The 24,545-nt window shown below is 67.5% G+C and carries 22 protein-coding genes; 11 read left to right on the top strand and 11 right to left on the bottom strand.

Going from position 1 to position 24,545, the window contains the following annotated elements:
• Position 1: 1 nt before the first annotated feature.
• The 3 genes from QE373_RS15215 to QE373_RS15225 all read right to left on the bottom strand — a co-directional run bounded on the left by QE373_RS15215 (position 2) and on the right by QE373_RS15225 (position 2,407).
• A complete protein-coding gene (locus tag QE373_RS15215) occupies positions 2-646 on the bottom strand; it encodes a LemA family protein (protein ID WP_309688024.1) in 645 nt (214 codons plus the stop codon).
• A gap of 596 nt (positions 647-1,242) precedes the next feature.
• Positions 1,243-1,995, bottom strand: a complete 753-nt coding sequence (locus tag QE373_RS15220; RefSeq protein ID WP_057687422.1) for a TerC family protein — start codon at positions 1,993-1,995, stop codon at positions 1,243-1,245.
• A 31-nt stretch (positions 1,996-2,026) separates the two neighbouring features.
• Entirely contained in the window at positions 2,027-2,407 is a 381-nt protein-coding gene (locus tag QE373_RS15225) for a diacylglycerol kinase (protein WP_042613702.1), read from the bottom strand.
• Positions 2,408-2,606: 199 nt separating this feature from the next.
• On the opposite strand from QE373_RS15225, the gene QE373_RS15230 reads away from it, so the two are divergent.
• Positions 2,607-3,314 (top strand): SGNH/GDSL hydrolase family protein, encoded by a 708-nt coding sequence (locus tag QE373_RS15230; RefSeq protein WP_309688030.1) that lies wholly within the window; start codon positions 2,607-2,609, stop codon positions 3,312-3,314.
• 155 nt (positions 3,315-3,469) lie between these two features.
• Here the strand turns inward: QE373_RS15230 and QE373_RS15235 are convergent, their stop codons facing one another.
• From QE373_RS15235 to QE373_RS15245, 3 genes are all read right to left on the bottom strand, one after another.
• On the bottom strand, positions 3,470-4,741 hold the full coding sequence (locus QE373_RS15235; RefSeq protein ID WP_309688035.1) for a HAMP domain-containing sensor histidine kinase: 1,272 nt from the start codon (positions 4,739-4,741) through the stop codon (positions 3,470-3,472).
• 106 nt (positions 4,742-4,847) lie between these two features.
• Positions 4,848-5,561 carry a response regulator transcription factor gene (locus QE373_RS15240; protein ID WP_042613699.1) on the bottom strand — a complete coding sequence of 238 codons (714 nt, stop codon included), beginning with the start codon at positions 5,559-5,561 and terminating at the stop codon, positions 4,848-4,850.
• 87 nt (positions 5,562-5,648) lie between these two features.
• Entirely contained in the window at positions 5,649-6,293 is a 645-nt protein-coding gene (locus QE373_RS15245) for an arylesterase (RefSeq protein ID WP_309688039.1), read from the bottom strand.
• Positions 6,294-6,368: 75 nt separating this feature from the next.
• Between QE373_RS15245 and QE373_RS15250 the strand changes: the two genes are divergently transcribed.
• From QE373_RS15250 to QE373_RS15265, 4 genes are all read left to right on the top strand, one after another.
• Complete coding sequence (locus QE373_RS15250) at positions 6,369-7,016, top strand: ATP-binding cassette domain-containing protein (protein WP_083492062.1); 648 nt, start codon at positions 6,369-6,371, stop codon at positions 7,014-7,016.
• Positions 7,013-9,529 (top strand): FtsX-like permease family protein, encoded by a 2,517-nt coding sequence (locus QE373_RS15255; RefSeq protein WP_309688047.1) that lies wholly within the window; start codon positions 7,013-7,015, stop codon positions 9,527-9,529. The genes QE373_RS15250 and QE373_RS15255 overlap by 4 nt, the downstream gene beginning before the upstream one ends.
• Before the next feature lie 348 nt (positions 9,530-9,877).
• Positions 9,878-11,020, top strand: coding sequence for an alginate lyase family protein (locus QE373_RS15260; protein ID WP_309688049.1), 1,143 nt, complete (start codon positions 9,878-9,880; stop codon positions 11,018-11,020).
• Positions 11,021-11,084: 64 nt separating this feature from the next.
• Complete coding sequence (locus QE373_RS15265; RefSeq protein WP_309688051.1) at positions 11,085-11,423, top strand: DMT family protein; 339 nt, start codon at positions 11,085-11,087, stop codon at positions 11,421-11,423.
• A gap of 11 nt (positions 11,424-11,434) precedes the next feature.
• Here the strand turns inward: QE373_RS15265 and QE373_RS15270 are convergent, their stop codons facing one another.
• The 3 genes from QE373_RS15270 to QE373_RS15280 form a co-directional block, all read right to left on the bottom strand.
• Complete coding sequence (locus QE373_RS15270) at positions 11,435-11,956, bottom strand: Hemin transport protein (protein WP_309689853.1); 522 nt, start codon at positions 11,954-11,956, stop codon at positions 11,435-11,437.
• A gap of 206 nt (positions 11,957-12,162) precedes the next feature.
• Positions 12,163-12,357 (bottom strand): hemin uptake protein HemP, encoded by a 195-nt coding sequence (locus QE373_RS15275; protein WP_309688054.1) that lies wholly within the window; start codon positions 12,355-12,357, stop codon positions 12,163-12,165.
• Positions 12,358-12,550: 193 nt separating this feature from the next.
• Entirely contained in the window at positions 12,551-13,522 is a 972-nt protein-coding gene (locus QE373_RS15280; RefSeq protein ID WP_309688057.1) for an aldo/keto reductase, read from the bottom strand.
• Between the two features lie 191 nt (positions 13,523-13,713).
• Here QE373_RS15280 and QE373_RS15285 point away from each other — a divergent pair, with 191 nt between their 5' ends.
• The 4 genes from QE373_RS15285 to QE373_RS15300 all read left to right on the top strand — a co-directional run bounded on the left by QE373_RS15285 (position 13,714) and on the right by QE373_RS15300 (position 18,418).
• Positions 13,714-15,012 (top strand): nucleoside transporter C-terminal domain-containing protein, encoded by a 1,299-nt coding sequence (locus QE373_RS15285; protein ID WP_057507837.1) that lies wholly within the window; start codon positions 13,714-13,716, stop codon positions 15,010-15,012.
• Between the two features lie 42 nt (positions 15,013-15,054).
• Positions 15,055-16,017: a ribokinase gene (locus QE373_RS15290; protein ID WP_057507836.1), complete on the top strand. Its 963-nt coding sequence runs from the start codon at positions 15,055-15,057 to the stop codon at positions 16,015-16,017.
• A 536-nt stretch (positions 16,018-16,553) separates the two neighbouring features.
• Entirely contained in the window at positions 16,554-17,549 is a 996-nt protein-coding gene (gene dusB / locus QE373_RS15295; protein ID WP_309688061.1) for a tRNA dihydrouridine synthase DusB, read from the top strand.
• A gap of 41 nt (positions 17,550-17,590) precedes the next feature.
• A complete protein-coding gene (locus QE373_RS15300) occupies positions 17,591-18,418 on the top strand; it encodes a methyltransferase domain-containing protein (RefSeq protein ID WP_309688063.1) in 828 nt (275 codons plus the stop codon).
• 121 nt (positions 18,419-18,539) lie between these two features.
• Here QE373_RS15300 and QE373_RS15305 read toward each other — a convergent pair whose 3' ends face one another.
• Positions 18,540-19,574, bottom strand: coding sequence for a metal-dependent hydrolase (locus QE373_RS15305; RefSeq protein WP_309688066.1), 1,035 nt, complete (start codon positions 19,572-19,574; stop codon positions 18,540-18,542).
• A 223-nt stretch (positions 19,575-19,797) separates the two neighbouring features.
• Between QE373_RS15305 and metK the strand changes: the two genes are divergently transcribed.
• Positions 19,798-21,009: a methionine adenosyltransferase gene (gene metK / locus QE373_RS15310; RefSeq protein WP_309688069.1), complete on the top strand. Its 1,212-nt coding sequence runs from the start codon at positions 19,798-19,800 to the stop codon at positions 21,007-21,009.
• A 92-nt stretch (positions 21,010-21,101) separates the two neighbouring features.
• The gene (locus tag QE373_RS15315) at positions 21,102-21,605 is read left to right on the top strand and encodes an acyl-CoA thioesterase (protein ID WP_057507832.1); all 504 of its coding nucleotides are present in this window, start codon (positions 21,102-21,104) and stop codon (positions 21,603-21,605) included.
• 169 nt (positions 21,606-21,774) lie between these two features.
• Here the strand turns inward: QE373_RS15315 and ppc are convergent, their stop codons facing one another.
• A complete protein-coding gene (ppc, locus tag QE373_RS15320; protein WP_309688073.1) occupies positions 21,775-24,486 on the bottom strand; it encodes a phosphoenolpyruvate carboxylase in 2,712 nt (903 codons plus the stop codon).
• Positions 24,487-24,545: the final 59 nt, after the last annotated feature.

Below are 24,545 nucleotides of genomic sequence, written 5' to 3' on the forward strand. Positions count from 1 at the left end.
ATCAGCTGCCCGGCTGCGGCTGCGGCGCCGGCTGCGGGGCCGGCTGCTGCGGGGCCGGCGCACCGGTGTTGAACTTCACTTCCGGGGCGTTGGAAATCTGCGCTTCGTTTTCCACCGTGAAGTTCGGCTTGACCTGGTAACCGAAGATCTTGGCGGTCACTACCTGTGGGAACGAGCGGATGTAGGTGTTGTAGTCCTGCACCTGCTGGATGTAGCGGCCACGGGCCACGGTGATGCGGTTCTCGGTGCCTTCCAGCTGCGCCTGCAGGTCGCGGAAATTGGCATCGGACTTCAGCACCGGATAGTTCTCGGTGACCACCAGCAGCCGCGACAGCGCACTGCCGAGCTCACCCTGGGCCTGCTGGAACTGGCGCAGCGACGCTTCGTCATCGGCGTTCACATTGATCTGGCCGACCCGCGAACGGGCTTCGGTGACTTCGGTCAGCACCTGGCGTTCCTGGGTGGCGAAGCCCTGCACGGTATTGACCAGGTTGGGCACCAGGTCGGCGCGGCGCTTGTACTGGTTGAGCACTTCGGCCCAGCTGGCCTTGACCGATTCGTCCTTCTGCTGGATGGCGTTGTAGCCGCAGCCGGACAACAGGGAAGCCAGCAGGAGCAAGGGGATGAGGCGGGTCAGCAGGCGCATGGCCGGGCTCCACGGGGTGTTGGAAGCCGGAGCATCGCATGTTCCAGGTGAATGGGTTGCCGTGGGGGTGGTCGAACGGGTGGAACCCCCTCGCGGGTGGCTGGCTTACGGCAGCCGGGTTGGCGCCGGCCGGGTGGGCCATGCAGGACACGCCGTAAACCCGTCCATGGGGGCTCGCTGTTCGCATCCATGCGAACAGACGGTCCTGCATGGCCCACCCGCCCGGCGCCCTGACAGGTCCCGGGGGCCGCCAGCCGCGGAAAAAGAAAAAAGAAAAAGCGGTAGCGCCGACCCATGGTCGGCGGAAACCATCAAACCCCTTTTCCCTCGACATCCGCCGACCATGGGTCGGCGCTACCAGGCCCGCATGTTCCATGGCCACCATGGACCTGTCGAAGGTGGGGCGGGGTGGGTTGGCGGGGGCGTTGAGCGCCATGGATGGCGCGAAACGAGGCCCGCAGGAGCGGCTCTTGCCGTCCCCCGCCAACCCACCCCGCCCCGCCACCACGCAGCCCTGCAGCTCTTGACGTTGACGTTGACGTTGACGTTGCTCCAAAAGCGGGCAGCCGGGCCTGCGGCCCGGCAACCCCGACCCATCACCAGTTGCCGGCACCCGGCACCTGATGGGCCACCGCGCGACGGCGCATCAGCAGATTCAACCATTCCACCAGCACCGAGAACCCCATCGCCGCGTAGATGTACGGCTTGGGCACATGCACGTCCAGGCCATCCAGGATCAGCACCGCGCCGATCAGCAGGATGAAGGCCAGCGCCAGCATCTTCACCGTCGGGTTGGCATCGATGAAACGACCCAGCGGGTTGGCCGCCAGCAGCATCACCGCCACCGACAGCAGGATCGCCGCCACCATCACCGGCACGTGGTCGGCAATGCCGACGGCGGTGATGACCGAGTCCAGCGAGAACACGATGTCGATGATCGCGATCTGCAGGATCACCATGCCGAACACCGCCGACGCCTTGGTGGTGGTCGGATCTTCATCCTCACCGCCGGTGATCAGCTCGCGGATCTCCATGCCGCCCTTGATGATCAGGAACAGGCCGCCGAGGATCAGCACCAGGTCACGGATGGAAATGCCCATGCCGGCCACGGTGAACAGGTTCGCTTCCATGTGCGCCAGGTAGGCCAGCGACACCAGCAGCAGTATGCGGGTGATGCAGGCCACCGCGATGCCAAGCTTGCGCGCGAACGGGCGGCGCGCTTCGGGCAGCTTGCTGACCGCGATGGAAATGAACACCAGGTTGTCGATGCCGAGCACGATTTCCAGCGCACTCAGGGTGAGCAGGGTCAACCAGACGTTCGGATCGGAGAGCAGTTCAACAAATGCCATGGGGGGTCTTCGCAGTAAGTCGGGAGAGGGGTCAGAACAAGCGGGGGACCAGGATCAGCCCCCAGCACAGCAGTACATTCATCATCAGCACGAACACCGCGGCCGAGCCCATGTCCTTGGCACGACCGGCCAGTTCGTGGATTTCGGGACCATAGCGCTCGATGACCGCTTCGATGGCCGAATTCAGCAGCTCGGTGGCCAGCACCAGCAGCATCGAGCCGATCATCAGGATGCGCTCGATCGCACTGTCACCCAGCCACAGCGCCACCGGGGTGAACAGCAGCAGCAACCAGGCTTCCAGCCGGAACGAGGACTCGTGCAGCCAGGCCGCACGCAGACCCTGCCACGACCAGCGCGCGGCCTGCAGGATGCGACGCGGTCCACGCGGCATGTGGCCGAACTGGTCAGCCATGGCAGCGTGCTCCGGCGGGAGCGCTGGCGATCAGGTCGCAACAAGGCAACCGCAGGGACAGGGAGCGGACGGTCATGTAAAGCCAGGGTGGGCAGCAGGCCGCTATTTTGCCATAAGGCCACGCCTGGCACCCCGCCGCAGCCGGCAAGGGCCCTCCCGCGCCGTTATCATCCAAGGCTGCAACCCGCTGGAGATCCTGATGAACCTGCCACGCCGCCCGCTGCTGCTCGCCCTCGCCCTCGGCCTGTCCACCGCCGGCTTCGCCCACGCGCTGTCGCAGCCGCGGCCTGCGCAGGTGCCTGAAGAAGTCTCCAACGTAGCCTGGGCCGGTGACATGGCTGCCTTCGCCAAGGCCGACCAAGCCAGCCCGCCGCCGCGCGGCGGCATCGAATTCGTCGGCAGCTCCTCGATCCGGATGTGGGACAGCCTGGCCGCCGATTTCCCGGGCAAGCCGGTGATCAACCGCGGCTTCGGCGGTTCGGAAGTGCGTGACAGCACGTATTACGCCGACCGCATCGTGGTGCCGTACGCCCCGTGCAAGGTGTTCCTGTACGCCGGTGACAACGACCTCAACAGTGGCCGTACGCCGGCCCAGGTACGTGACGATGTCATCGCCTTCGTCGGCCGCGTGCACCGCGATCTGCCGTCGACGACGGTGGAGTACATTTCCATCAAGCCGAGCCCATCGCGTGCGCACCTGCTGCCGGGCATCATTGAAGCCAATGCGATGATCCGCAGCGCGCTGGCCTCACTGCCGAAGACCGGCTACACCGACATCTACACGCCGATGCTGGGCCGCGACGGCCAGCCGGATCCGGCCCTGTTCCGCGAGGACATGCTGCACATGACCCCGGCCGGGTATGCGATCTGGACCAACGCGCTGGCGCCGAAGGTCCACTGCGACTGAACCGCCCGCCGGGCGGCGTGACGGCCGCTGGCCCGGTAGTGACGGCCGCTGGCCGTCATGATTGCAGCGGCCGCTTCGCTCGCCGGGCATGGCATGACTTGGCGCCCCCCGTCCCCGGGGGCGTGACGGCCGCGCCCGCCTGCCCGCGTCGCGGTTCAGCGGAAGATGACGGTCGCTTCGGTGCCCTTGCCCGGCTGGCTGGTCAGGGTCACCTGCCAGCCGAAGCGGTCGCACAGCCGGCGCACGATCGACAGGCCCAGCCCGGTGCCCTGCGGGCGGTCCGGCTCGGCGCGGTAGAACGGCTCGAAGGCCTTCTCCAACGCCTCGGGGGACATGCCGATGCCGGTATCGTGCACGCGCACCCGGTCGTGTTCGACGAACACGTCCACGCGGCCTTCGTCGGTGTAGTTGCAGGCGTTGCGCACCAGGTTGCTGACCACTACCTGCAGCACCCGCGGCGGACCATGCAGCTCGACCACGCCGCTGGAATGCAGCTCCACGTGCACCGGGCGATCGACCATCAATTCGGTGGCAGTGTCCACTTCATGGCGCACCACCTCCACCACGTCGAACATCTCCATCTGCGGCTCGACATCGGCCTCGCGCGCCAGGATCAGGAAGGCATCGATCACCGCCTCCATCTCGCGGCCGGCGCGCTGGATCCGCTGCAGGCTGCGCTGCTGGCGCGGCGATGCGGTTTCATCGGCCAGCGCCATGTCACTGGCGACCCGGATCACGGTGAGCGGAGTGCGCAGCTCATGGCTGGCATCGCGGGTGAAATTGCGCTCGCGCGCGACGTTTTCGGTGACCCGGTTGGCCAGCGAATGCAGCGCCGCGGCCAGCTGCCGGGTCTCGCCCTGCATGTCGGCGGGCAGCTTCTGCGGGTCCAGGTCGCTGGCCTGCGGCTTGCCCGGGTCCCATCGCGATACCCGGCGCGCCAGCCAGTTGACCGGCGACACCAGTCGTTTGGAAGCGCGGTAGGTCACCCAGCTGGCGCCGTATACGGCCAGCAGGGTCAGCAGCACCGGGACGATGCCGAACCAGAACGCCAGCATCTCCGCGCGTGAGCGCAGGAACACCAGGTACAGCCGACCTTGCGGACGCACGTCCACCCAGACCAGCTGGTCGTCGCCGCGCAGCTCATGGAAGCCGGCGGGGAGATCACGCAGGTTGGCCGGCAGCGACAGGCTGGAGCGCCCGGTTTCCACCAGGTAGCCGCGGATGTTGTGCGTATTGGGCGGCGGCTGGGTGGGCGAGGCCTCGTGCAGCGTCCAATAGTAGGTCGCTTCTTCGCGCAGGGCGGCACTGACCAGGCTGTGCTTGATCACCAGCGATACCAGCCATGCACCAAGGAGTATGCCAAGGCTGGCCAGCACGGCCTGCAGGATGAAGGCGATACGTATCTTGCGCGGCAGGCCGTGCGGCATCAGGGGGATCACTACGGAAGATGGCCGCGCCGAGTATAGGCAGCGGGTGCGTCAGTCCCCCGTGCAGGGGCCGGCGGCGGCCTGCACGGGGACCATGACGACGATGTCAGCCCATCGGCTGGGCGATATCGGCGATGCGGTAGCCGGCGCTCTGCACGGTGTGCAGCAGCGGACGGTCGAACGGCTTGTCGATGATCTTGCGCAGGTTGTACAGATGGCTGCGCAGGGTGTCCGAATCCGGCAGCCCATTGCCCCAGATCTCGCGCTCGATTTCCTGGCGGGTAACCACGCGCGGCGATTCGCGCATCAGGATGGTCAGCAGGCGCAGGCCGATCGGCGACAGCTGCAGTTCGGTGCCGGCGCGGGTGGCGCGCATGCTGACCGGATCCAGCACCAGGTCGGCGACCTTCAGCACTTCCGAACCCACCTGCCGGCGCTCACGACGGATCAGGGCGCGCAGGCGTGCTTCCAGTTCCTGGATGGCGAACGGCTTGGTCAGGTAATCGTCCGCGCCGAAGCCCAGGCCGGTCAGCTTGTCGTCCAGCGTGTCACGCGCGGTCAGCATCAGCACCGGCGTGGACTTGCGGGCATCGTTGCGCAGGCGGCGGCAGACTTCGATGCCGTCCAGGCGCGGCAGCATCAGGTCCAGCACGACCACGTCGTAGCTGTTCTCAGCCGCCAGACGATAACCGTCCAAGCCGTCTTGGGCATAGTCGACCTCGAAACCACGGCCTTCCAGATACTCACCGATCATTTCGGAGATATTGCGGTTGTCCTCGACGACCAGAACAAGGCCGGAGGTTTCCTTCGTCTGACGCATGGTCTTCCCTCTAACTTCAGCTTTGTGAAACATGCCGGATCGACGGTGCACGCGGCGTGAAGTGGACGCACACGCTCGCTGAATGCTTCAGAGCAGCGGCTGCAGAAGCGGCCAGACGTTGGACAGCACCTTCGGCTGCGCGCTGGCGGTGGGGTGCAGGCCGTCGGACTGCATCATCCCCGGCTGCAGCGCGACGCCTTCCAGCAGGAACGGCAGCAGCGGCACCTTGTACTGGTCTGCCAGCGCGCGATACACCGCGGCCAGGCGCTGGCGGTACGCCGGGCCATAGTTCGGCGGCACATCGATGCCGAGCATCAGCACCTTGGCGCCGCCCTGCTGGCTGGCCACGATCATCTTCTCCAGGTTGGCGCGGATCTGTGCCGGGGTCAGTCCGCGCAGTGCATCGTTGCCCCCCAGTGCGATGACCACCACGCCGGGCTTCTCACGCGCCAGCAGGCCGGGCAGGCGCGTGGCCGCACCGGCGGTGGTTTCCCCACTCATGCTGGCGTTGACCACCCGTGCCGGCGAGCCCGAACGGGTGCTGAGCCGCTTGCCCAGCAGGTCCACCCAGCCGCTGCCGGCCGGGATATTGTGGGCGGCACTGAGGCTGTCGCCGAGCACCAGAACGGTCGTTGCTTGACCTTTGGCACACGCCAGCACCGGCAACAGCAGCAACCATGCCAGCAGCATTCCCATCCGGCCGATCGTCCGGCCTCGTCCTGTAACGCGCATTGGAGTCTCCTCATCGACAGCCTGTCCCCCCGCAGCGCGCCCGTCGCCATCGCCGTCGACCAGGTCGGCAAATCCGTGCATGGCCCGGAGGGTGAAGTCCACATACTGGACAACATCAGCATGACGGTACATGAAGGCACCTCGGTTGCGATCGTCGGCGCCTCCGGTTCCGGCAAGACCACCCTGCTCGGCCTGCTGGCCGGGCTGGACCTGCCCAGTCGTGGCAGCATCACCCTGGCCGGCAGCGTGCTCGGCAGCCTGGACGAAGAAGCCCGCGCCCAGCTGCGCGCGCGCGAAGTCGGCTTCGTGTTCCAGAGCTTCCACCTGCTGCCGGCGCTGACCGCGGCAGAGAACATCGCCCTGCCGCTGGAGCTGGCCGGACGCGAAGACCCAGCCCGGGTCGAGCAGGTGTTGGAGGCCGTCGGCCTGTCACACCGCGCGCGGCACTATCCACGCCAGCTGTCCGGCGGCGAACAACAACGCGTGGCGCTGGCGCGGGCCTTCGTGGCACGCCCGCGCATCCTGTTCGCCGATGAACCCACCGGCTCGCTGGACCAGGCCACCGGCCAGCACATCAGCGACCTGCTGTTCGCGTTGAATGCCGACAGCGCAACGACCCTGGTGCTGGTCACCCACGACCTGCGCCTGGCGCAGCGCTGCCAGTTCATCCATCGCATCGACAACGGCCGCCTGCAGCAGGTCACGCACGGAGCGGACGCATGAACCTGCTGCGCCACGCGCTGCGTTCGCTGCGCCGCGAAGCGCTGGCCGGCGACCTGCTGACGGTGTTCGCCGCGCTGGTGCTGGGCGTGGCGGTGATGACCGCGGTCGGCACGCTGGTGGACCGGGTCAACCTGGCGCTGGCCAACAGCACCGCCGAAATGCTCGGCGGTGACCTCGGCATCAGCGGGCGCGCCGAAGCGCCTGCCGAGCTGGTCACCGAAGGCACCCGGCGCGGACTGCAAAGCACCCGCATCGCCGCCTTCGGCAGCGTGCTGTTCCATGGCGAAGCCAGCCAGATGGCCACCATCAAGGCGGTGGAAGCCGGTTACCCGCTGCGCGGCCAGCTGCGCGTGCGTAGCGGTGCCGATGCCGTACTGAACGAAGCCGCCGCCGCACCGGCACGCGGGGAAGCCTTCGCCGATCCACGCCTGCTGCAGGCGCTGGACCTGCGCATCGGCGATCAACTGGAGTTCGGCGCAGGTACGCTGCGGGTGGCTGGCAGCATCGAATCCGAACCGGATACGTCCAGCGAACTGCTTACTCTGTCGCCCACCCTGCTGGTCAACCGCGCTGACGTGGAAGGCACCGGCCTGCTCGATCCGGGCAGCCGCATCAGCTACCGCACGATGTTCGTCGGCGAGCCCGAGGCCATCGCGCAGTTCCGCCAGTGGCTGCAGCCGCGCGTGCAGGGACTGCGCCTGCTCGGCGTCGGTGACACCCAGCGCGGGGTGCGTGAGTCGTTCCAGCTGGCGGGGCGTTTCCTCGGGCTGAGCGCCTTGCTGGCGGTGCTGTTGTCCGGCGTCGCCACCGCGCTGGCCGCCAATCGTTTCGCATTGAGCCGTATCGACCAGGTCGCCGTGCTGCGCTGCCTCGGCGCGCGCCAGCGCGACATCCTCGGCAGTCTGGCGCTGCAACTGCTGCTGATGGCAATCCCGGCCTGTGTGGTCGGCGTGCTGGTCGGCATGGCAGCGCAGGAAGGGCTGGTGCAGATCCTCGGCGGACTGGTGCCGCAGCGGCTGCCGCTGCCGCAGGCGATGCCGGCGCTGACCGGGGCCGGCATCGGCCTGCTGCTGCTGCTCGGCTTCGGCTTGCCGCCGCTGCTGCGGCTGCGCAACGTGCCACCGATGCGCGTGCTCAACCGCAGCTTCGCCACCCTGCCGCCGACCTCGCTGCTGGTGTACGCCGGCGCACTGCTGGCCAGCCTGGCGCTGACGGTGCAGGTCACCGGTGACCTCAAGCTGGCCCTGTGGGTTCTGGGCGGACTGGCGGCGCTGGCGCTGCTGGCGGCCATCGGTGGCTTCGCGTTGCTGATGCTGGTGCGTGGGCTGCAGCATCGCCTGCACGGCAATTGGCGGCTCGGGCTGGCGGCGCTGACCCGCCGCCGCGCGCTGGCGGTGATGCAGCTGGTCGGGCTGTCGTTGTCGCTGTGTTCGCTGTTGATGCTGGCCGTGGTCGGTCCGGGCCTGCTGCAGCAGTGGCGCGACCGCCTGCCGGCGGATACGCCGAACTACTTCCTGATGAACATCCAGCCGGACCAGCGCCAGATCGTGCTGGATGCGCTGACCGCACAGGGGGCGGTAGATGCCAGCGTGGAACCGTTCGCCACCGGTCGCCTGCTTGCCTTGAACGGTGAGGCGCCACGTCGCCGTGGTGATGACCAGGAGGCGGCGCAGGACACTGGCGCGCAGCCGGCAGCCGATGCGGACCACGACCGCAACCGGCCGCTCAACTTCAGCTGGCGCACCACCTTCCCGCCCGCCAACCAGCTGCTGCAGGGTCGCTTCTGGGCGGCCGACAGCACCGCCGCCGAAGCCTCGGTGGAGGAAGGCTGGGCGCGCCGTTACGGCGCCAGACTGGGTGACCGGGTGACGCTGCAGGTCGGCGAGCAGCAGCGTGACTACACCATCACCAGCATCCGCAAGGCCGAGTGGAACAGCTTCCGGGTCAACTTCTTCGTGCTGCTCAACGCCAATGCGGTCGGCGATGCGCCGCACAACCTGATTTCGGCCTTCCACCTGCCGCGCGCCAGGGCGGCCGGGCTGGGCCAGCTGGTACGCGAGCAGCCGAACCTGTCGCTGCTGGATATCGATGGACTGATCAGCGAGGTGCGGCAGGTGATGGATCGGGTCGCGCAGGCGATCCAGGTGGTGATGGGCTTCAGCCTGCTGGCCGGCGTGCTGGTGCTGCTGGCAGCGCTGCAGTCGACCGCCGGTGAACGGCGTTACGACAGCGCGGTGCTGCGCACGCTGGGGGCCACGCGGCGCCAGCTGCGCGGTGCGGTGCTGGTGGAATTCGGCGCGTTGGGGCTGCTGGCGGCGACGCTTGCGGTCGGTGCGGCGGCGATCATCGGCGTGGTGGTGTCGCGGCAGGTGTTCGAGCTGGCGCTGTTGCCGCCGTGGCCGGGGTTGCTGGCCGGTGGTGCGTGCGGGGTGGCGCTGAGTGTGTTTGCCGGATGGTGGGGCACGCGGCGGATCCTGCATACGCCGCCGGCGCTGGCGTTGCGCGAGGCATAGGCTGCAGGGGGTGGCTGGTGGCTGGCTACGGGCCGGGGCCGGGTGGGTGGGCTATGCAGGACACGCCGTAAACCCGTCCATGGGGGCTCGCTGTTCGCATCCATGCGAACAGACGGTCCTGCATAGCCCACCCACCCGGACCCCTGACAGATTCCGGTGGCCGCCACCCGCGTAGAAAAAAGAACAACGGCAGGGGTCAGAGTCCTTTCGCTTCGCGAAAGGACTCTGACCCCGTGTCCTGACCCCGTGTCCTCGAGGGCGTTCACGGATACGATGGCGCGCATTGCGCCTATGCGTTGCGGGATCGCACGCCGTTAGCGTGGAGACTCCTTCAAGGAGACTTCCCCGATGCGCGCGCCCGTGCTGCTGCTCTCACTCGCCCTGTTGTTGCCTGCCTGCGCCCATGGGCAGGCCTTCGTCCATCCCGGCATCCTGCTCGACGCGTCCGCGCTGCAGGCAACCCGGGACGCGCTGCGGGCGGGAGATCCGCTCAAGACCTCTGCGATGGTTGCCATGCGGCAGAGTCCGCTGGCATCGCTGGAGCATGTCCCCACACCGTTTGTCCGGGTGGAATGTGGTTCCTTCGACAAACCCAGCATCGGCTGCAAGCCCGAACGCGACGACGCCAAGGCCGCGTATACGCATGCGCTGCTGTGGGCTTACCTGGGCGAGCCGGCGCATGCACGCAAGGCGGTGGAAATCATGGATGCGTGGGCGACCACGCTGACCGGTGGCCACCACAACAGCAACGCGCCGCTGCAGGCGTCCTGGACGGCGCAGCTGTGGACACGTGCGGCCGAACTGATCCGGCACACCAGCACGGCGTGGCCGGAAGCGGATGCCCGACGCTTCGGCGACTGGCTGATCGCGCAGTACCTGCCGGACATCAACCGCATGGGGCCGTGCCCCGGTGGTAACTGGCATGCCAGCGGCATCGAGGCACGCATGAACATGGGCATCTACACCGATCGTCGCGATATCCATGACCGCGCCGTGGGCGACTGGAACACCCGCCTGCCAACCTATGTCTATCTGCCGGTGGACGGTGCTACGCCGTTGCCGCGTCCCGCCTGCGCGACCCCCATCGAAACCCTGTGGTTCGGACAGACGGTCATGGCCGCGGGCCTTGCAGAAGAAACCTGCCGCGACCTGGAGCATACCGCCTATGGACTGGCCGCCTACCTCAACGCGGCGGAAACCAACCGCCTGCAGGGGGGCAGCCTGTACCAGGCGCAAGGCGAACGACTGGTCGCTGCGATGGAGTTCCACACCGACATGCTGGCGCGGCCGGTGGTGCCGGCGTGGCTGTGCAAGGGCAAGCTGGTATCGGATGTGCGCGGCACCCTGGAGATCGGCTATTCCCATTTCGCCGGACGGCTGGGAAAAGCACTGCCGCACACCGCTGCCTGGCTGGCCGGGCATCGCCCCAGCCAAGGGGATTTTCATTTTCTCTGGGAGACCTTGACCCACGGCAGCGCGCTCGGCGAATAGGAGCCGTTGACCTGTCGCGCACGCCGCAGGCGCATAATCCGCCGACCCCACCGGCGTGATCGACATGGCCCAGTACCTCTACCCCGTGCTGCTGCTCCTGGGCAGCAACATCTTCATGACCTTCGCCTGGTATGGGCACCTGAAGTTCAAGAGCGCACCGTTGATGACGGTGATCCTGATCAGCTGGGGAATCGCGTTCTTCGAGTACTGCCTGCAGGTTCCCGGCAACCGCCTGGGCAGTGCGGTGTATTCCGCACCGCAGCTCAAGGGCATGCAGGAAGTGATCACCCTGGTGGTGTTCGCGGTGTTCTCCGCGTTCTACCTGGACCAGCCGCTGAAGTGGAACCACTACGCCGCCTTCGTGCTGATCGTGGTCGCTGCCCTGCTGATGTTCAAGGAATGAGCGGGCACGCCTCAGGCGTGCATCGCAGATGGCGGCGAATCAGCGGTGCCGTCCGCGCTTTCAAGACGTGCGATGCGCCGTGCGGTTGCACTGCCCAGCGATGACAGCGGGGCCAGGCTTGCCGCCAGCCCACTGCCCTGCTCCACTGCGTGCAGCTGCACCGCGCACATGCGCCAGCGCTGCCCGCCCAGGCTTCCGGCCAGGCGCCGCCACAGGCGCTCGCCGACACTGGCGTCATCGCTGCCGGCCGGGCGTATCGCCAGCCCGGCGACCAGCCGGTCCCATGCGAGGAAATCGCTGTCCGGCAACAGGTACAGCCGCCAGCAGCAGCGACCACGCGCGTCGGTGAAGCACAGGCTTTCGCGCACGCCTTCACTGTCCAGGCCCTGGCAGGCGTGGGCGGAGACCGCATCCTGCCAGCCGACCAGCTCATTGCTGTCGGCGCGGTACAGGCACAACACGGTGCCCAACGATGCCAGCTGGCTGGCCGTGGGCCGGCCGATGGCCTGCGATAACGGCAGGCCGCGCGGCATGCTGGCGCGTACTGCGGACAAGGCTCTGCTCATGGGATCACCGTGTCGTGCACGTGGTCGTGCGAAGGGATCCCCCGGGGCCGCCACCACCGTCCGAAGACGCTGGCCGGAAGACCGAGGGGGAGAGAGACAGGAGGGGCGGCGCCGTGTGGACCGCGTCGCGCGGTAACGCGGCGCTGCATCCGGGAGGAGAGCGGCCGACCCGTTTACTTGGTCAGGATCAACTTGTCGTTGCTGGTATGGCGCAGCCGGTAGAAGCGGTCACCATGCTGGATGAGGATCTCGCGACGCCCTTTCAGCAGGACCTCGCTGTCGATCACTTCCTCGGCGGGCACGGCACGGACCGGGCGGTCACGGAGGGTCAGGGTTTCGGGACGAAGCAGCACTGCTTGAGCATTCATCGTCTGGACTCGGTGCGAGGGACGACTCAAATGATAACGATTCTCAGTTCGCAATCAACACCCATTCTCAAATTGATTGATGGCATTGATGATTGGATTGTAATTTTCAATAGATCAAAACTATCGAAGGCAGCGCCGAGCCCCGCTCGGCGGGCACCTGCACACCGCCGAGCAAGGCCCCGCGTGCCCTGTATCAGGCGAACACCGCTTCCACCTGGCCCCAGACCTCCTCGTCCAGCGCATCCACCAGCTCAAGCGCCTGCAGGTTCTGCAGCAGCTGCTCGACCCGGCTGGCGCCCAGGATCACGCTGGACACGTTCGGATTGCGCAGGCACCAGGCGATGGCCAGGGTGGCCGGGGCGACGCCCAGCCCGGCCGCCAGTGCGGTGTAGCGCCGCACCTGCTGCAACCGCGCTGCGCCGTCCGCACCCAGCACGATGTCCTGCAGCCAGGCCATGTCGTCCAGCCCCAGCCGCGAACCGGCGGGGAAGCCGTCGTTGTACTTGCCGGTCAGCAGGCCCGACGCCAGCGGCGAGAAGGTCGTGGTGCCCAGTCCGGCCTCGGCATACAGGGGGGCGTACTCGCGTTCCACCCGGTCGCGGTGCAGCAGGTTGTACTGCGGCTGCTCCATCGTCGGGCCCTGCAGGTTGTGCCGACGGGCGACGTCCAGCGCTTCCTGGATTTGCATCGCCGACCATTCCGAGGTGCCCCAGTACAGCACCTTGCCCTGCCGGACCAGAGTGTCCATGGCGTGCACGGTCTCGGTGATCGGGGTATCCGCGTCGGGACGGTGGCAGTAGTACAGGTCCAGGTAGTCCACCCGCAGCCGTTTCAGCGCCGCATGGCAGGCATCGGTCACATGCTTGCGCGACAGCCCGCGCTGGGTGGGCGCCGGGTCCGCCGCGCTGCCGAAGAACACCTTGCTGGACACGCAGAAGCCGTCGCGAGGCAGCCGCAGGTCGGCAATCACATCGCCCATCACCTGCTCGGCGCGGCCGTTGGCATAGCCCTCGGCGTTGTCGAAGAAGTTGATCCCGTTGTCCCAGGCCGCCGCGACCAGGTTGCGCGCCTGGTCCCGGGCCACCTGGCTGCCAAAGGTGACCCAGGCGCCGAAGGACAGCGCGGAAAGCTTCAACCCGGAGGTTCCAAGGCGGCGGTAAAGCATGCACAACTCCTGCTGCAGGCCCGCAGATCGGGCCGGAAGGGGGTTCATTCTAACCGCGCCGCGTCGCCTGCATCCCTTGTCAATACAGCGCGTATCGGCGCTGATCGCCCCCCGCTGCGCGCTTTTCCTTGCCCCGGCCCCTGCCCTGCTCTAGGCTTCCCGTTTTTCGCGGTGCCCTCAGGGGATTCAACATGGTCGAAGGTTTGGGCAGGATCGGCTTCGGCCTGTTTGGTCTGGCGGTGCTCATCGGCATTACCTGGCTGTTCTCCAACAACAAGCGCGCGGTGGACTGGAAGCTGGTGGCGACCGGCCTGCTGCTGCAGATCGCGTTCGCCGCCGTGGTGCTGCTGGTGCCGGGTGGCCGCGACGTGTTCGATGCGCTCGGCCATGGCTTCGTGAAGGTGCTGAGCTTCGTCAACGAAGGCTCCGGCTTCATCTTCGGCTCCTTGATGAACGTGGAAAGCTACGGCTTCATCTTCGCCTTCCAGGTGCTGCCGACCATCATCTTCTTCTCCGCGCTGATGGGCGTGCTGTACCACCTCAACGTGATGCAGGCGATCGTGCGGGTGATGGCCCTGGCGATCACCAAGGTGATGCGCGTGTCCGGTGCCGAAACCACCAGCGTCTGTGCCAGCGTGTTCATCGGCCAGACCGAAGCCCCGCTGACGGTGCGTCCGTACATTTCGCGGATGACCGAATCGGAGCTGCTGACGATGATGATCGGCGGCATGGCCCATATCGCCGGTGGCGTGCTGGCTGCCTACGTCGGCATGCTCGGCGGCGGCGATCCGGAATCCCAGGCGTTCTATGCCAAGCACCTGCTGGCGGCCAGCATCATGGCCGCACCGGCGACGCTGGTGGTGGCCAAGCTGCTGATCCCGGAAACCGGCACCCCGCTGACCCGCGGTACGGTGAAGATGGAAGTGGAGAAGACCTCCAGCAACATCATCGACGCCGCCGCCGGTGGCGCCGCCGACGGTCTGCGGCTGGCCCTGAACATCGGCGCGATGCTGCTGGCCTTCATCGCGCTGATCGCGCTGCTGAACGCCCCGCTGACCTGGATCGGTGATGTGACCGGCCTGGCCGCGGCGATCGGCCGCCCGACCAACCTGTCCACCATCTTCGGCTACCTGCTGGCCCCGATCGCCTGGGTGATCGGCACCCCGTGGGCCGATGCCAGCACGGTCGGCTCGCTGATCGGCCAGAAGGTGGTGATCAACGAGTTCGTCGCCTACAGCGAGCTGTCGCGCATCATCAACGGCCAGGTACCGGGCGTGACCCTGTCCGAAGAAGGCCGGCTGATCGCCACCTACGCCCTGTGCGGCTTCGCCAACTTCAGCTCCATCGCGATCCAGATCGGCGGCATCGGTGGCCTGGCCCCGGAACGACGCCAGGATCTGGCCCGGTTCGGCCTGCGCGCCGTGCTGGGCGGTACCATTGCCACTTTCATGACCGCCACGATCGCCGGCGTCCTGACCCACTTTGGTTGATACCCTCGGGTACCACCGCGCTTCACTGAGAACCGTTTTCCTATGAGCAGCAACGTCGTCGTCGTCGGTTCCTTCAATGTCGATCATGTGTGGCGGTGTGAAGCACTGCCCGCACCCGGGGCGACCATCGCCGGGCGCTACAGCACCGGTCCCGGCGGCAAGGGCTTCAACCAGGCCGTGGCCGCGCGCCGCGCCGGTGCGCAGACCACCTTCGTCTGCGCGCTGGGCGAGGATGCCGGCGGTGCCATGGCCCGCGGCCTGGCGGCCCAGGACGGCTTCACCCTGAGCGCCGAAGCGAGCACCGAACCGACCGGCACCGGCGGCATCTACGTCGATGCGCGCGGCCGCAACACCATCGTCATCGGGCCCGGTGCCAATGCGGCGCTGAGCATTGGTTTCGTGCAGCAGCAGCAGGCGCTGCTGGCCGGCGCCAAGGTGGTGCTGGTGCAGCTGGAATCGCCGGTGGAAACCATCGAGGCCGCCCTGGCGGTAGCGCGCGAAGCCGGTGTCACCACCGTGCTCAACGCCGCCCCGGCCGATGCGCCATCCAGCATCGGCCTGCTCAAGCTGGCCGATGTCATCACCCCGAATGAAACCGAGTTCGCCGCGCTGCTCAGCCGCCATGTCGGCGAGCGCGTCGACCCCAACGATGTCGCCGCGCTGGACGGGGCCAGCCTGCACGCGCTGTGCCGCAAGCTGGTCGGCAGCGGCACCGTGGTGGTGACGCTGGGTGCAGTGGGCGTGTTCGTGTCGCACGATGAAGACACCCTGCGCGGTGACAGCCAGCCGTATTACCGCGTCGGCGCCGAGCAGGTGCACGCCATCGACACCACCGGTGCCGGTGATGCCTTCAACGGTGCGCTGGTGGCCTCCATCGCGCATTCGCCGGACGCACCGTTCGCGCGCCACGTGCGCTTCGCCAACCAGTTCGCCGGCCGTTCCACCGAGAAGGAGGGCGCCGCCGCGGCGATGCCCCACTTCACCCCGGACGACCAGCCGGCGTAAGCCCCGATCGCCCTGATAGCGCCGAGCCGTGCTCGGCGGATTGCCTGCACCCACGCACCGCTGCGCTCGCCGACCATGGGTCGGCGCTACCGGCCTGCTGCTCTGGTAGTGACGACCGTTGGTCGTCAGACGCTTGCCCGCCCGTGGTGGGTGACGACCGTTGCAGGCTGTGTAACAAGTCCGGGCCCGGTCGAGCTACGCGAGATCTGGACCTCCGGCAGACATGCAACTATGCAGATCTCGCGTAGCAGGGCGAAAAATGGCGACAATTTCGCCATCGGCCGACAAGGTCGGACTTGTTACACAGGCTGCGTTGGTCGTCACGCTGTTGCTGTCCTGCTGCGCTCGCCGACCATGGGTCGGCGCTACCTGCCCGGCGGGACACCCAGCCGCCCACCATGACCCGTGCCTGGGGGCGGCGGAAGCAACCGTCAAGCATCTGCTGATGCCGGTGTGGCATGAGCCCCATCCGGATTGGCCTGAACCGGGCGCTCCCGGCAGCAGCCCGGCCTGCGCGCCCGCACTACAATGGCCGCATGCAGATCGGCCCTTATTCCATTGCCCCCAACGTTGTGCTGGCGCCCATGGCCGGCGTCACCGACAAGCCGTTCCGGCTGCTGTGCAAGCGCCTGGGCGCGGGGCTGGCCGCTTCGGAGATGACCATCTCCGATCCGCGCTTCTGGACCACCCGCAAGTCCCTGCACCGGATGGACCACGACGGCGAGCCCGACCCGATCAGCGTGCAGATCGCCGGGACCGAACCGCAGCAACTGGCCGAGGCCGCACGCTACAACGTCGACCACGGCGCGCAGATCATCGACATCAACATGGGCTGCCCGGCCAAGAAGGTGTGCAACGCCTGGGCCGGCTCGGCGCTGATGCGCGATGAAGACCTGGTGGCGCGCATCCTCAGCGCGGTGGTCAACGCGGTCGACGTGCCGGTGACGCTGAAGATCCGCACCGGCTGGGACTGTGACCACCGCAACGGCCCGCGCATCGCCCACATCGCCGAAGACAGCGGCATCGCGGCGCTGGCCGTGCACGGCCGCACGCGCGACCAGCACTACACCGGCCAGGCCGAGTACGAGACCATCGCCGCGATCAAGGCGGCATTGCGCATCCCGGTGATCGCCAATGGCGATATCGATTCGCCGCGCAAAGCCGCCCACGTGCTCGCCGTCACCGGCGTGGACGCGGTGATGATCGGCCGCGCCGCGCAGGGGCGTCCCTGGATCTTCCGCGAAGTGGCGCATTACCTGGCCACCGGCGAAGCACTGCCCCCGCCGCCGCTGTCCGAAGTGCGCGACATCCTGCTCGGCCACCTGCAGGCGCTGCATGCTTTCTACGGCGAGCCGCAGGGCGTGCGCATCGCGCGCAAGCACCTGGGGTGGTATGCCAAGGATCGCCCGGAAAACGCGGCGTTCCGCGCAGTGGTGAACCGGGCCGAAGACCCCGCCAGCCAGATCGCGCTGACCACCGACTACTTCGATCGCCTGATCGCCGATACGCGCCAGACAGCTGCCGCTGAATGACTTCGACGCCGGGCAACGCCCGGTGCTACCCGGATACCCCCATGACGCCGCCGATTTCTTCGCCTACCTACCTGCACGGCTTTTCCAGCACCGAACAGGAGCGCCTGATGACCCAGGCCCGCCTGCTGGAGCCGACCATCTTCGGACAGATCGACTACACCGGCGTGCGCCGCCTGCTGGAAGTCGGCAGTGGCGTGGGCGCCCAGACCGAGATCCTGCTGCGCCGCTTCCCGGAACTGCACGTCACCGGCGTGGACCTGAGCGAAGCGCAGCTGGCCACCGCACGCGCCAACTTGGAAAAGACGCCGTGGTGCAGCGACCGCTACGTGCTGCAGCACGCCGATGCCGGTGAACTGCCGTTCGGCGCGCGCGCCTTCGATGGCGCCTTCCTGTGCTGGGTGCTGGAACACGTGCCCTCGCCGGCCCGGGTGCTGAGCGAAGTGCGCCGGGTGCTGTCGCCCGGTTCGCCGGTGTACATCACCGAAGTGATGAATGCCTCGTTCCTGCTGGACCCGTATTCGCCGCACATCTGGCGCTACTGGATGGCCTTCAACGACTTCCAGCACGACAACGGCGGCGATCCGTTCGTCGGTGCCAAGCTGGGCAACCTGCTGCTGGCCGGCGGCTTCCGCGACGTGCAGACCGACATCAAGACCATCCACCTGGACAACCGCGAGCCGGCACGACGCAAGACGATGATCGCGTTCTGGGAGCAGGTGCTGCTGTCGGCGGCCGAACAACTGCTGCAGGCCGGTACGGTGGACGAAGAGACCGTGGACGGCATGCGCCGCGAGTTCCGCCAGGTGCAGAACGATCCGAACGCAGTGTTCTTCTTCTCCTTCGTGCAGGCCCGCGCGACAGTCTATTGATGCGGCCTGACGGTAGCGCCACGCCATGCCCGGTGAGCGCGCAGCGCGGCCGTGACGACCAACGGTCGTCACCCACCGTAGCGTCGTCACCCCCGCAGCGTCGTCACCCACCACGGCGGCGCTAGGGCGCCGGCTCGTGCCAGATCCGGTCCCACATCAGGCTCAAGCGGCGACCGACGTCGGCGCGCGCTTCCGGGCTGCTGTAGTCCCCGCGCAGCTGCTCCGGCACGATGCCCCGGAACTGGCCATCGCGCTGCTCAGCCACCGCGAAATTGAACGTGTAATCCGGCTCCAGGCCCATCCGTAGGTCGCTCAGCACCAGCCGGCCATCCACCACCTGCGCGCGCATGAAGCCACGATTGAACCACTCCAGCCGCTGCACGGCCGGAATGTTCGCCGCCTGGCGCAGCGCCTGCACGTTGGAGGGGAATCCTTCGAACTGCATCTCGCCTTTGTCTGCCACCAGCGAACGATCGGCCACCACGTAGCCGCTGGGGGTCATCGCCACCACCCGCCACAACAGCGTATTGAACGGCATGGGCACCGAGAACCGCGGCGCATCGCCCAGACCCATCGCCGCCAGGCTGCGTTGCGCGGCGCGGTCCACCTGCGCCTTGGCCAGCAGGCTCCAGCCCAGGTAGCCACTGCTGACCACCAGTGCCACCGCCAGTGCCTTGCCGGCCCAGGGCCGGCTTCGCCCGAACCAGGCCAGCACGCAGCCCAGCAGCAGCCACACGGTGTACAACGGATCGATGATGAAGATGTTCGAGCCCATCGCCGGCGAGGGCCGCAGCGGCCACCACAGCTGGGTGCCGTACACGGTCATCGCGTCCAGCAGCGGGTGGGTCACCAGCGCCAGTTGCATCGCCCAGAACCAGCGCAGCGGCGACTGCGCCACCCGGCCGTTGCCGAAGCGCTTGAACAGCCACCACAGCAGCGCGGCCACCCACGGCAGCACCAGCAGCGAATGGCTGAAGCTGCGGTGCTCGGTCATCACCGCCACCGGGTCAGCGGCCATGAAGCCCAGCCACAGCGCGTCAAGGTCGGGCAGCGTGCCGAGCGCGGCACCGGCAAGCAGGGCGGCACGGCGATGGCCGGCCGGGGCGATGGCAGCGGCTACGGCGCCACCGAGTACGATCTGGGTAAGGGAGTCCATCGGACGATGCTAGCAGCCGCGCGTTGGCTGCGGTCTGCTGCCGCTGCGCTCGCCGGGCATGTCCCCGCCCCACCACGGTCCGGTCATGCTTCCCGGCTACCCTCACACCTGGGCACATGACCTTAACCACCGGCAACCTGTCGCAGTCCACAATGCACTTGCGACGCGCGCCGTGTATCATTCGCGCCCATCTTTCCATCCGAATTAAAGGATATAACGCCTGATGTCCAGCTACCTGTTCACTTCCGAATCGGTCTCCGAAGGCCATCCGGACAAGATCGCCGACCAGATTTCCGATGCGGTCCTGGACGCGATCCTGGCCAAGGACCAGCGCGCCCGCGTGGCCTGCGAGACCATGGTCAAGACCGGCGTGGCCATCGTGGCCGGTGAGATCACCACCAGCGCGTGGATCGACCTGGAAGCCCTGACCCGCCAGGTGATCCTGGATATCGGCTACAACAGCTCCGACGTCGGCTTCGACGGCGCCACCTGTGGCGTGCTGAACCTGATCGGCAAGCAGTCCCCGCACATCGCCCAGGGCGTTGACCGCAAGAAGCCCGAAGAAATGGGCGCCGGCGATCAGGGCCTGATGTTCGGCTATGCCACCAACGAGACCGACAGCTACATGCCGGCCGCGATCCACCTGTCGCACCGCCTGGTCGAGCAGCAGGCCAAGATCCGCAAGAAGAAGAACTCGCCGCTGTCCTGGCTGCGCCCGGATGCCAAGAGCCAGGTCACCCTGCGCTATGAAGACGGCCAGGTGTCGGCCATCGATGCCATCGTGCTGTCCACCCAGCATGCCCCGGGCATCAAGCAGAAGGACCTGATCGAAGCCGTCCGCGAAGAGATCATCAAGCCGGTGCTGCCGGCCAAGTGGCTGCACAAGGGCACCAAGTTCCACATCAACCCGACCGGCAAGTTCGAGATCGGCGGCCCGGTGGGCGACTGCGGTCTGACCGGCCGCAAGATCATCGTCGACACCTACGGCGGCTGGGCCCGTCACGGTGGTGGTGCGTTCTCCGGCAAGGATCCGTCCAAGGTTGATCGTTCGGCGGCCTACGCGGCCCGCTACGTGGCCAAGAACGTGGTCGCCGCCGGCCTGGCCGACCGCTGCGAAGTGCAGGTCTCCTACGCCATCGGCGTGGCCGAGCCGACCTCGATTTCGGTCACCACCTTCGGCACCGGCAGGATTCCGGACGAGCAGATCGAGAAGCTGATCCGCAAGCACTTCGACCTGCGCCCGTACGGCATCATCAAGATGCTCGACCTGATCCACCCGATGTACCAGCAGACCGCGGCCTACGGCCACTTCGGCCGCAAGCCGAAGGAGTTCAGCTACCTCAACGGCGAAGGCGAGACCGTCAACGCCACGGCCTTCTCCTGGGAGAAGACCGATCGCGCCGCCGCACTGCGCGCGGATGCGAAGCTGAAGTAAGCGGATCGCAACACGTACTACCCGAGGGGCCGCGCAAGCGGCCCTTCTTTTTTGGTGGGGCCGGCCGCGGCCCCCCATGCGAAGATGGCCGCATGTCGACCGAACTGAAATCCCACCAGCTCACCATGACCGTGTTGATGACACCGGACATGGCCAATTTCTCAGGCAAAGTCCACGGCGGTGCCGTGCTGCGCCTGCTCGACCAGGTGGCCTACGCCTGCGCCAGCCGCTACGCCGGGCGCTACGTGGTCACCCTGTCGGTGGACCAGGTGATGTTCCGCCAGCCGATCGCGGTCGGTGAACTGGTCACCTTCCTGGCCTCGGTCAACTACACCGGCACCTCGTCGATGGAGATCGGCGTCAAGGTGGTGGCTGAAGACATCCTGGAACGCAGCGTGCGCCACGCCAACAGCTGCTTCTTCACCATGGTGGCGGTGGACGAGGATGGCCGGCCGACCGCCGTACCGGCGCTGCAGCCCACCTCTTCCGACGAGAAGCGCCGGCACGCCGCCGCCCTGCTGCGACGCCAGCTGCGGCAGGAGATGGAACAACGCCATCTGGAACTGCTCGCATCCAATCCACCAGCGCCGGAATAACGATCCTGCCAGGACGCGGGACGACCTTGAGCTGGTGGGTGACGACCCTGCTTTGGCAGGTGACGACGTTGCTGGGGTGGGTGACGACCGTTGGTCGTCACGCTTCACCGCCAGGAGCGTGACGACCAACGGGCGTGACCCACCGAAACGGGGTCAGCCGACAGCGCCCTCAGCCGGTGTTCTGCACGCCCTGCGACACGCCGTTGACGCAGGCTACCAGCGCGCGCAGCAGGTCCTCGTCCTCACCGCCACTGGCACGCCAGCGCTGCAGCAGGTCCACCTGCAGCACGCTGATCGGGTCCACGTAGGGGTTGCGCAGGCGGATCGACAGCGCCAGCCGCTGGTCGTGTTCCAGCAGCGACTGCTGGCCGGTCAGCGCCAGCACCCAGCGTTCGGTCAGCGCCCACTCCTCTTCCACCTTCGGGAAGAAGCTGCCGTGCAGCTCGCCGGACAGCCGCGAGAACTGTTCGGCGATGGTGATGTCGCCCTTCGACAGCACCATGGCGATGTCATCCAGGAAGGTCCGGAAGAACGGCCAGTCCTGCGCCATCTGCCGCAGGGTGTCCTCATGGCCCGCATCCACCGCCGCCTGCAGGCCGCTGCCCACGCCATACCAGCCCGGGATCACCGCGCGCGCCTGGCTCCAGGCGAACACCCACGGAATCGCGCGCAGGTTGGTCAGCGCCGCGTCCTGGCCCAGCCGGCGCGAGGGGCGCGACCCCAGCGTCATCCGCTCGATCACATCGATCGGCGTCGCAGTGCGGAAATAATCCATGAAACGCGGCTGGCCGACGAACGCGCGGTAGGCGGTGCTGCTCGCATCGGCCACCACGTCCATCACCGGCCGCCACGCCTCCTCGCGCGGCTCGGGCACGCGCGGACGCAGGCTGGAACGCAGCACCGCGCCGGTGGCCTGTTCCAGCGAGCGCACCGCCAGCGCGCGGATGCCGTACTTGCGGTGGATCACTTCGCCCTGCTCGGTGACCCGCAGCCGACCGTCGATGCTGCCGCGCGGCGACGCGTCCACCGCATGGGTGGTCTTGCCACCGCCACGGCTGATCGAACCACCGCGGCCATGGAAGAAGGTCAGCGCGATACCGCTTTCGGCGGCCACCTCGAGCAGTTCCACCTGGGCACGCTGCAGGCCCCAGCGCGAGGCCGCGATGCCGCCGTCCTTGCTGCTGTCCGAGTACCCCAGCATCACCATCTGCACGTCGTTGCGGGCCTGCAGGTGCGCGCGGTACACCGGATCGGCCAGCAGGTCGCGCAGGGTCGCGGTGCCGTGCTTGAGGTCATCCACCGTTTCGAACAACGGCGCGATATCCAGCGGCACGCCGCCGGCCTCGTCCACCAGCCCACCACGGCGCGCCAACGCCAGCACCGCCAGCACGTCGCCGCGGTCATGCGCCATAGAAATGATGTAACTGCCCAGCGCATCGGCGCCATGCCGGCGGCGCGCATCGGCCAGCGCCGCGAATACCGCATCCAGCCGCTGGTTGCCTTCTTCGTCGGCCTGCGGCAGTGCCTGTTCGCCACTGGCGTAGGGCCCCAGCAAGGCTGCGCGTGCGCTTGCATCGCGGGCATCCCATGCGGCCTCGCCATCCAATGCGGTGGCCAGCGCGCGTGCGTGCACGCTGGATTCCTGGCGCACGTCCAGCCGCGCCAGGTGGAAGCCGAAGGTCTTCACCCGCCACAGCAGCCGCTGCACCGCGAAACCACCGGCGTGCTCGCCCCGGTTGGCGCGCAGGCTGTCGAAGATCAGCTGCAGGTCATCGATCAGTTCTTCCGGCCCGGCATACGCACCCTGCCCATCATCCAGCGTCGCCTGCAGCCGCGCGCGCATGCGGTCGTTCAGCAGCCGGTACGGCATGTCGCCGTGGCGCGGGCGCGACTGCACGTCCGGCAGCCGCTGCTGATAATCGGCCAGCCGCGCCTGCAGCGCATCGCTGACGCCGACCCGTTCGGTGGATTGGCTGAGCAGGCTGGCCAGCTGCAGCAGCTCCTTCTGGTACTGCGCCAGCACCGCGCGGCGCTGTGCATCCAGGGTGTTGCGGATGGTGCCGGCGTCCACGTTGGGGTTGCCGTCCATGTCCCCGCCCACCCACGTGCCGAAGCGCAGCAGCCGTGGCAAGGCCAGGCCTTCGCCGAAGGTATCGACCAGCGCCTGCTGCAGCGATTCGTACAGCACCGGGATCACGCGGTACAGCACCTGCACCAGGTAGAAACCGACGTGCTCGCGCTCATCATCCACGGTGGGACGCACCGGCGACGAATCGGTGGTCTGCCAGGACGCGGTCAGCGCCATGCGGAAGCGCGCATCGTCGGCGGCGGCCTCACCGGGGGTGCGCTGGCCATCCAGGTTGTCCACCAGGCTGGCCACCATCAGCTGCTCTTTCTCCAGCAGCGCGCGGCGCACCGCCTCGGTGGGATGGGCGGTGAACACCGGTTCGATGTCGATGCGCGGCAACCAGTCCTGCAGTTCCTGCAGGGTTACGCCCTGCGCCTTGAGCTGCTGCAGGGCATCCTGCAGGCCGTCCGGCTGCGGGGCGCGCGTGCCGGCGCGCTGGTAATCGCGGCGGCGGCGGATGCGGTGCACGCGCTCGGCGATGTTGACCACCTGGAAGTAGGTGCTGAAGGCACGCACCATCGCTTCGGCCTGCTGCGGCGAACGGCCGGCCAGTCCCTCGGCCAGGTCGGACAGGGGCGAGGCGTTCTCGCGCCGTGCGATGGCGCGGGTGCGCACGCTTTCCACATCGTCGAAGAAAGCGTCCGATACCTGCTCGACCAGCAGGTCGCCGACCAGTGCGCCGAGTCGGCGCACGTCGTCACGCAGGGGAATATCGGGGTTGGCGAACATGATGCTGCTGCGGAACTCGTTCATCGGCGACGCACGAACCTCAAGCAAGGATCCCTCGCCAAGCCTAGCGCAGTTCAATTGCC

Source organism: Stenotrophomonas sp. SORGH_AS_0321 (assembly GCF_031453215.1).
Taxonomy (GTDB): domain Bacteria; phylum Pseudomonadota; class Gammaproteobacteria; order Xanthomonadales; family Xanthomonadaceae; genus Stenotrophomonas; species Stenotrophomonas chelatiphaga.

Excerpts from the sequence above, each read along its gene's own strand:
- QE373_RS15215 (WP_309688024.1), bottom strand. The coding sequence starts at position 646 with ATGCGCCTGCTGACCCGCCTCATCCCCTTGCTCCTGCTGGCTTCCCTG.
- QE373_RS15220 (WP_057687422.1), bottom strand. The coding sequence starts at position 1,995 with ATGGCATTTGTTGAACTGCTCTCCGATCCGAACGTCTGGTTGACCCTG.
- QE373_RS15225 (WP_042613702.1), bottom strand. The coding sequence starts at position 2,407 with ATGGCTGACCAGTTCGGCCACATGCCGCGTGGACCGCGTCGCATCCTG.
- QE373_RS15230 (WP_309688030.1), top strand. The coding sequence starts at position 2,607 with ATGAACCTGCCACGCCGCCCGCTGCTGCTCGCCCTCGCCCTCGGCCTG.
- QE373_RS15235 (WP_309688035.1), bottom strand. The coding sequence starts at position 4,741 with ATGCCGCACGGCCTGCCGCGCAAGATACGTATCGCCTTCATCCTGCAG.
- QE373_RS15240 (WP_042613699.1), bottom strand. The coding sequence starts at position 5,561 with ATGCGTCAGACGAAGGAAACCTCCGGCCTTGTTCTGGTCGTCGAGGAC.
- QE373_RS15245 (WP_309688039.1), bottom strand. The coding sequence starts at position 6,293 with ATGCGCGTTACAGGACGAGGCCGGACGATCGGCCGGATGGGAATGCTG.
- QE373_RS15255 (WP_309688047.1), top strand. The coding sequence starts at position 7,013 with ATGAACCTGCTGCGCCACGCGCTGCGTTCGCTGCGCCGCGAAGCGCTG.
- QE373_RS15260 (WP_309688049.1), top strand. The coding sequence starts at position 9,878 with ATGCGCGCGCCCGTGCTGCTGCTCTCACTCGCCCTGTTGTTGCCTGCC.
- QE373_RS15265 (WP_309688051.1), top strand. The coding sequence starts at position 11,085 with ATGGCCCAGTACCTCTACCCCGTGCTGCTGCTCCTGGGCAGCAACATC.
- QE373_RS15270 (WP_309689853.1), bottom strand. The coding sequence starts at position 11,956 with ATGCCGCGCGGCCTGCCGTTATCGCAGGCCATCGGCCGGCCCACGGCC.
- QE373_RS15275 (WP_309688054.1), bottom strand. The coding sequence starts at position 12,357 with ATGAATGCTCAAGCAGTGCTGCTTCGTCCCGAAACCCTGACCCTCCGT.
- QE373_RS15280 (WP_309688057.1), bottom strand. The coding sequence starts at position 13,522 with ATGCTTTACCGCCGCCTTGGAACCTCCGGGTTGAAGCTTTCCGCGCTG.
- QE373_RS15285 (WP_057507837.1), top strand. The coding sequence starts at position 13,714 with ATGGTCGAAGGTTTGGGCAGGATCGGCTTCGGCCTGTTTGGTCTGGCG.
- QE373_RS15290 (WP_057507836.1), top strand. The coding sequence starts at position 15,055 with ATGAGCAGCAACGTCGTCGTCGTCGGTTCCTTCAATGTCGATCATGTG.
- dusB (WP_309688061.1), top strand. The coding sequence starts at position 16,554 with ATGCAGATCGGCCCTTATTCCATTGCCCCCAACGTTGTGCTGGCGCCC.
- QE373_RS15300 (WP_309688063.1), top strand. The coding sequence starts at position 17,591 with ATGACGCCGCCGATTTCTTCGCCTACCTACCTGCACGGCTTTTCCAGC.
- QE373_RS15305 (WP_309688066.1), bottom strand. The coding sequence starts at position 19,574 with ATGGACTCCCTTACCCAGATCGTACTCGGTGGCGCCGTAGCCGCTGCC.
- metK (WP_309688069.1), top strand. The coding sequence starts at position 19,798 with ATGTCCAGCTACCTGTTCACTTCCGAATCGGTCTCCGAAGGCCATCCG.
- QE373_RS15315 (WP_057507832.1), top strand. The coding sequence starts at position 21,102 with ATGTCGACCGAACTGAAATCCCACCAGCTCACCATGACCGTGTTGATG.
- ppc (WP_309688073.1), bottom strand. The coding sequence starts at position 24,486 with ATGAACGAGTTCCGCAGCAGCATCATGTTCGCCAACCCCGATATTCCC.